A 7611-nucleotide genomic window follows, 5' to 3' on the forward strand; every position below is an offset into this window, starting at 1 on the left:
TTTCTATTTTTATTTTAAACTAGATTCAAAAGTTAAATCACGAATTCTAAGGCCTTCAAGATGATTTTCCTGTCTTTGATTCAAAGGATTAATTTGATAGTTCCACCACCGTTCATCGGTTTCTTGATTGGCTAGGTACTTCCAGTTTGGATGCTTAATGGAATTGTACTTTTTACTTTTAAAGACAGGCATATTGGCAATTCGAACCAAGCATTCATGCCGTTTCATATTTCCGACTTCATCAGGTGTCATTAAATCACGAGCAATCTTTTGATGAGAAAGGGATCCTGAACCTGTCTGGCCAAAGGAACGACTAGTATTTCGAACATCAATGGTTTGTTTACCGAGTAAGCCACTCATAAATTTAAAGGTATCTTCATCATTCCCACCTAAGTAGACTAAGCTATCACAGTTCCCCAAAATGGTTTTCCAAGCTTCTTTTTCTTTATAGAGTCCTTGAAGTTGGGCAATATTTTGAAGAATGGGAACTAGACTCATATTACGAGAACGAACTGTTGAGGTTTGTTCAGCAAAATCTGGAATTTCTCCGATATTTGCGAACTCATCTAAGTAAACTCTTACATGAAGAGGCAATTGACCCTTAAAATCAATATCTGCTTGTCTTGTTAGGGTTTGAAACACGGTTGAAAAAAAGAGGGCTGAAAGAAAGCGAAAGGTACTATCGTTATCTGGGATAACTAAGTAAACCATTGATTTTTCCTGGCCCCATGTCTTCATATCAAGGGTATCTCTTTTGGTCAAATCCATGACACTTTGAATATTGAAGAGGGCAAATTTAGCAGTGGTTACAGCTATAACAGAATCCAAAGTCTTATCCTTATAATTTTGAAAATCTGCCCAATTTCGCATGGTAAAATTTTCAGTCCCATACTTTTTAGCATAATTTTCAAATAGAATTTCTAAGACACTTTTTTCTTGGTTTTCACCCTTGGATAAATGTTTAATGAGTTTTGAGATTTCAGCAAAACTTGGATAACGCCCTCGTTTTTTTCGCTCTTCCACTTCTTTTTTTTGACGTTTCAACAAGTTTTGGTATTCTTTTTGACTTAAACGACTTTCTTCTATGAGCTGTTCTCTTGTTTTGGGTGGATTATAGAAATCGACCAAGTAAGAGGCTAAAGCTCGTACCAAAGTCATAGAAGCTTCATCCCAAAATGGATCACTACGGGAGCCAGAGCCTTTGGTGTTATTGAAATAAACCGTCAGCAAGCGATTCAAATCATTTTCTGTCTCTATATATCGAAAAGGATTGAAGCCATCCGAGTTCTTCATATTGACTAAATCTAACACCTTTACTTGGTAGCCATGTTCTATAAAGAGTTTGCCTGTTTTTTCGGCCAAGTGATCTTTAGGATCCACTACAATATTAGAACTATTCATCTGAATCAGATTGGGCTTCACAAAGCGGAATGTCTTCCCACTTCCTGAACCTCCGATCACCGCAATATTCTTATTTCTATCATATTGGGGTGGTTTTTTATCTAATAATGTCAAACGAACATCTTGTGCTAAGATCGTATCATGAGAAAATTCCTTACCGTAAAAGAGCTTCTTTTCTTTTAGAGTTCCAAAACGGGCGCTCCCGTATTCTACCCCTTCTCGGTATTGCTTTTTACCAGTCTCTAGATAGAGATAAACCAGCAACATCATAACAAAACCTAGAAGAAAAAAAGCACTTGATTTTCCAGTAAAAGAAACATTCCATGGCGACTGAAGAACTTCATCTTGACCTTCCATCAGAAGATGAGTCCATTTATCTAAGCTATTTCCAGTATAGGAATCATACAAAAGCGTCAAACGATGAAAGATATAGCCTAGTAAGATGCCTAACAGGGAGAATAGTAGGAATTTCTTTCCACTGTACATCATCTCACCATCTCTTTCTGTTTGACAGCCCCTTCTTGTCTAAAGGTAATTTGGGATTTAGCCTCATCAATTGCATCGTCTAAAGACTTATCCATGGTAAAATCAGCTAATTTCTCCGGATCATTAACCATTTTTTCTAACAGATGGTCTAAATGATTGTCTAGAATTGAACGGTCTTTCGTGTAGAAATGCAGAGAATCCCCTTGCCAAGCGATGGCTAAAGGAATCTCTTCTTTTTCTAAAAAAGCTTTAAATTTCTCTATATCAATTGGTTTGTCTAAAAAATCTTTTTTCAGATTAATCGTATCAATCGAATAAGGAGATTGTAGCAATTCTTCTAATTTCTGTACCCCTATCTTATAGGCGGAATCCTGTGCTAAAGCCTGACGTCTAGACCATTCTAGAATCTTTAAGAGACTTCTTACAGTAAATAAAAGACTACGCTCTGCATATTGAACAGCCATTCGTTCCTGTTGTTCAGAGGACATCTGACGCCTCCTTCTTCACAAATAGCAGTTTTCCTTCTTTATAGCGATAAGCTATCAATTTCTGATGTTGCTTAATCGACTTGACAACCTGCAGTAGATCTCTCGAATAAGGTTCTCGAAGAGTAACTTCTACTGCCTTCCCATCAAAGATACCAACACGTTTAAATTCAATGTAGTCTTTTTTGAGATGTCCTAAGCCCATACCAAAGGGAAAGTGATGAATCAATTGGATGGTACAACCACCTTTATTTCCCATTTGTTTCAAATCATACAAGTTTACTACCTTCATGATTAACTCCTTTATCTAGTTTGTCGCATCGTTTAAGTCTGGTAACGATAAACTCCGTGTCTGTTAGAAAATTCTCACACACGTCTTGTGCCAGTTGCCCTTCACAGGGAAATACTCTCAGTCCCTACTTACACAGGCACGCTAATCAAGACGGAGTGGATTCAATTTTCAAAGAACAGGTAGCTTTATTATAGATAAGAGTAGTTGAAATTTTTATCACATTTTTGGGGTTGTTGGAATAATCAGGTAAGTGCTAATTTCTAGCTCCTCTCACAACACCCTACATACATTCTATGTTTTATGAACAGTAGCTATCATTTACATTTTCAAACTACCACTCTATCAGATTAAAAGTCAAAATAGGCGCTTCTACTTCGAGAGATACTCATTTAATGGTTCAGCAATTCGCACTACTTCTGTTACAGAAATTTCATCACTATGACTTCTCACGATTTGTTATTAGTTCACTTTGTGGGCTTGCTCATGAAACCAAACAGAGTAAGTCGTAAAAGAAAAAAGCAGTACAATGAACTGCTTTTACGGATTCAGATATATCTGCTTTACCGTATGAAATACCGCTAATCTTTAGGATTATATACTTGTTAGCAAAAATACAAATATGATTATAAAATTTACCTTAGAATTTTAAATCTTGTGGCTATGTAAACTAATATTAGCTGGCTCAATATAAGTTTGAAAATAACTTTCCTCGAATTGAAAAATATAAATAAGAATGGTGGAGTATGCTCTACCATTCTTATTTATATTTTTTAAAAGTTAATAACGACTTTTACTATATCTTATCTTCATCATTACATTTTGTCATCATAAAAATCATAAATCCAATGAAATAAATAAATAGCTGACCAATTCCTATATATTGAAAGAGTGACCAACTTTTCATATCAAGAGCTGCTGCGACAAAGCTACCAAATGGAATAAATAGACCGCTTATCATAAAAATGATACTAAACACTCGTCCTAAAAATTCTGAATCAACTGATATTTGTAGATATGACATTAGATTGATATTAAATACCGTCACACAAAATGTAAACGAACCAAAGAGTAATAATACAACAATCTGTGAAGAATGAAAAAATCCTAGCAATAGTAGCGCTATGGAAGCTGGTAATAATAGGTGAAAGAACTCCTTTGGCCCCAGTTGCTTTTTATATAATCCAGCAAGCAAGGCACCAACAATACTACCAAACGACTGAGCAATAAGGATAAAAGCATAGATATGATCAAACCCGGAAAAAGAAGAAGTAAATGGTAGATAGAATGCATAAATGGCATCCAAAAAATTTAAAAAAGCACTAGCAACTAAAATCACTAATAGAGATTTATCAGAAACAACATAGTTAAAACCTTCTCTAATTCCATTAAATAAATTGACCTTTTTTGTTTCGCTACGAAATATAGTTTGGAAATGAGACTCGCAGAATGCTGAGACAAAAAAAGACAATGAATTGATTAGCATTCCATATTTAAAACCGAACTGCTGTATAACAAAAACAGATAACAATGGTGCTGAGACTGCAACAACCTCTGATAAGATTTTGGATAAAGAGTTATATCTATAAATTCCCTCTTGCGATAATAAATCTCTAACAATTGCCTTATATGTAGGTCTATTAAAACTAAATAAAATGGCAAGTATGATATTAACAGCAATAAAAGTCCAAATGTTTTGTGGATTATAAAATAAGAATAATAAAAAGGTAACGATGCCAGCAATTAAATCTGTGATTATAAGAGTTTTTTTCCGTTCGTTAAAATCTGCAAAATGACCTGCAAATAAATTTAGAAGCAATTGAATAATTGATTCACTGGATTGGTACAACATCATAAAAAAAGACGATTTTGTTGCCAAGTTCGCAATTAATACCTTGTTAGCATAATCAAAGATAATATTTCCGAAATTTGTGGTTTGACCTTGAACTAACATCAGCAAGATATTTTTATTTTCTTTGTTCATATAAATATTCCTTTAAACTCTCAAAAACTTGCTCAAAATCCTCTTTAATATCAGCTGAAAATGTAATTAAGTATCTCAAATCCTCTAATGAAGTAGCTTTTTCCCCTAATTTTTCGGGATATTCTCTGAAGTAGTCATATTTTACTGGTAAAACTGGAGGTTCTTGTCTCTTGCCATTTTGAAAAACTGCTAATGTTGACGCAAAACGCTTTGGTTGATTTAAACATTTTGGATGATATGAAATATCGTTTTTTAAGCGCCAATAAGTTTCAAGGATATCAAATTGAAAAGCCAGCTTAATCAATAAAGGAATATTTCCGCCTCCAAACCGTTTCCCAATTTCACAAAAGCTCAATCGATCACTTTCAGAATGATAAAAAAATTCTGCATGAAAGGGATGGACAGCTTCAGTCCCTAAGTTATACAAAACTGTCTGCGTCTCTTCCTTCAATCTCTTAATAAAGGAAGTGTCACTATATTTCGAATTTGTTTTTATGACATTAAAGAAGCTATCTTTAATATCTAAAATATTTCCAACATACTCATGGGTGAAGAAATAAGCTATTTTTCCATTTACTGCAATTCCATCACAAGTAAACATCGCATCGAACTGCTCAACTGTTTCGAGTAAATAATCCTTACTAGTGTAGTAATTCGGTACTTGAGAAACTTTACGAACTCCCTTCCCAGATGCTTCACTACGAAGTTTAATCATAAACTCCTCAGGTAACACTGATATTGGATTAAGTAGAGTTGGTTGCAAGACTTTTCCGGCTAACATTTGTCTCATTAATTTTTTATCTTTATACGCAAAATTTATTTTCCATGCATCTTTAGTATTGGTAAAAATAGATTTTAAAATACCTACAATATGCATTAATCCTTCATCAAGTGTAAAAATATCAGAAATGCTATCTCGGTTATCAAAAAAAGTTAGTAATTCAGAAAAATCAAAGTTCTCTAAAGTAAAGATATTTTCCTCTAAAAATGACTGCTCTAGGTATACATTTTTTAAATGTTCGGGACATATTATTGACAAATTAATATCTGGTTTAATTCCGATACCAGATGGATGATAACGATAAATAAAAAACTTCATTAGTTATACCTCGTATGTTGCAGTAGCCACTTTTCAATAGATAGGAGCGCTTGTTCAGTTTTCTTAAAGTCTTTACCGTATAGTGATAATCCAATTACTGCATCTGCGCTATGAAAGGCACTATTCAAATTTTGTCCCACCTTCACGTACTCGATATAATCAAAAATAGAAAACTGTTGTTTTATCTCATTAGTTATAGTTGGTAATTCTTTAATAGTTCCTGCTCGTTTTGCGGTTAGAAGCCAACCTGTATTTGGAAATTCTTTGGGAAGTTCAGGTAATATTTCTCCGCTGATACTATAAATCAGCAGCTTAAGAGGATTGCAACCAAATTTATATTCTAAATTTTGCCTAATACGTGCGCCTCCGATTCTGCAGGCAATTTCCAGAAAAATAATATCCTTCAAATCATAAAAGACTTCTAAATGAAATAAGTATGTCCCTTGTAAATCCAATTTACTTGATAAAAAAATAGCATAACCTACTAGTTCCTTATAGCCAGTGCTGTCCTTATCTAACGAAACAGCTGCTGCTGAGCCTCCTTGTTTGATTAACAATGGATTATAAAGATACTTAGAAGGCTCACAATAGATAATTTCACCATTGCTCACAAAACCATCAATATGATAAATATCACTCTCAATATACTCTTGAACAAGTATTTGTTCCCCTTGATTAAATAAACTTTCCTTTAGTTTAACCAAATCATTAATTGTTTGAACACGGAAAGTGTCCACAGACCCTGCACCACTTAATGGTTTTAAAATAATATCTTGATGTCTATCAAAAAAATATTGAAGTTCAGAAAAACAATCTATTTTTTGTGATTCAGGAATTCTAACTCCTAACTCTTTAACTCTTTTTGTCATTACATTTTTATCACGAAAAATAATCGCTTCATCTACTTTTTGACCTCCAATATGAAATTTTTCTCTCAGTTCTGCCGCTAATAGGATATCAAATTCATCTAAAGGTATAATCGCATCAAAAGACTCTGATTTAAGTAATTTTTCTGCCTTTTCTCTACGTGTATTCTGGTCTCCAGCAACACCAGCCAATTTAACATTTTTGGGTAATTTAACTCTAAACGACTCTCTCTTTGACTCATCAATTAGTAAGGTGAAGTGATGATTAGTAGGAAGACAACTGAGTATATCTGTATAGTTTTCTCTATATGGATGTAAGATAAGTATATTTTTCATCAATTTTAACTTTCTATTGAATTATTAGTTTTAACACTTTTATAAAGCAGGTAAATATTTTGTAGTTACTAAAGGAATTGGATATTATTTTCCGATTCTGAAAAATTACCTTTCTACCGGAGTATCTTTTTCGTAAAAATCCTTAATCATATCTTCATGTTGTTGATTGACAATTTTTAGATTTTGAATTTCATCATAATCAAAAAAAGCTAATTCTAGGGTTTCATCATTGTTAAAGTTATGGTCAATAAAATCATTTACGGCATTAACTAAATACAAAATAGTAATAACTTGTGCTTCATCACCGTTCGGATATGAATCAGTATATTTTGTATAAACATTTTGAAGTTTCACAGGTATAACTTTAATTCCCGTCTCTTCATAAAATTCTCTCACCAACGCTTCTGCAGCTGATTCTCCTAATTCAATAGCACCTCCAGGTAATCCCCATGTTCCTCTATCTGCTCTTCTTTGTAAAAGTATTTTCCCAGAATTATGCAGTATTCCACTAGTAAAGTTTAAAAAAATTTTATCCTTACCGACCTTTTTTCTTATTTTTTTTATATAATCCATTATGCTCTCCTAAAATTATAATCTGTTATTGAAATCTGATCCATGATTCCAAAGTATTCTTTCGGAATCCCATATGTATTATGGTAATATTC

General features: G+C 33.3%; 7 protein-coding genes. All 7 read right to left on the minus strand.

The features are described 5' to 3' along the window. Positions 1-9 precede the first annotated feature (9 nt). A complete protein-coding gene (locus tag D8802_RS09705; protein WP_125395699.1) occupies positions 10-1887 on the minus strand; it encodes a VirD4-like conjugal transfer protein, CD1115 family in 1878 nt (625 codons plus the stop codon). Continuing rightward, entirely contained in the window at positions 1887-2375 is a 489-nt protein-coding gene (locus tag D8802_RS09710; RefSeq protein ID WP_000093687.1) for a hypothetical protein, read from the minus strand. Before D8802_RS09710 ends, D8802_RS09705 begins: the two co-directional genes overlap by 1 nt. After that, on the minus strand, positions 2365-2664 hold the full coding sequence (locus tag D8802_RS09715) for a hypothetical protein (protein ID WP_003042486.1): 300 nt from the start codon (positions 2662-2664) through the stop codon (positions 2365-2367). Before D8802_RS09715 ends, D8802_RS09710 begins: the two co-directional genes overlap by 11 nt. A 793-nt stretch (positions 2665-3457) precedes the next feature. Beyond that, a complete protein-coding gene (locus D8802_RS09720; RefSeq protein ID WP_125395698.1) occupies positions 3458-4645 on the minus strand; it encodes an MFS transporter in 1188 nt (395 codons plus the stop codon). Continuing rightward, complete coding sequence (locus D8802_RS09725) at positions 4629-5744, minus strand: ATP-grasp domain-containing protein (protein ID WP_084925387.1); 1116 nt, start codon at positions 5742-5744, stop codon at positions 4629-4631. The genes D8802_RS09720 and D8802_RS09725 overlap by 17 nt, the downstream gene beginning before the upstream one ends. Then, complete coding sequence (locus tag D8802_RS09730; protein ID WP_084925389.1) at positions 5744-6946, minus strand: ATP-grasp domain-containing protein; 1203 nt, start codon at positions 6944-6946, stop codon at positions 5744-5746. The genes D8802_RS09725 and D8802_RS09730 overlap by 1 nt, the downstream gene beginning before the upstream one ends. A 105-nt stretch (positions 6947-7051) precedes the next feature. Beyond that, on the minus strand, positions 7052-7519 hold the full coding sequence (locus D8802_RS09735) for an NUDIX hydrolase (protein ID WP_084925390.1): 468 nt from the start codon (positions 7517-7519) through the stop codon (positions 7052-7054). Positions 7520-7611: the final 92 nt, after the last annotated feature.

Source organism: Streptococcus oralis, assembly GCF_003943395.1.
Classification (GTDB): domain Bacteria; phylum Bacillota; class Bacilli; order Lactobacillales; family Streptococcaceae; genus Streptococcus; species Streptococcus oralis_BF.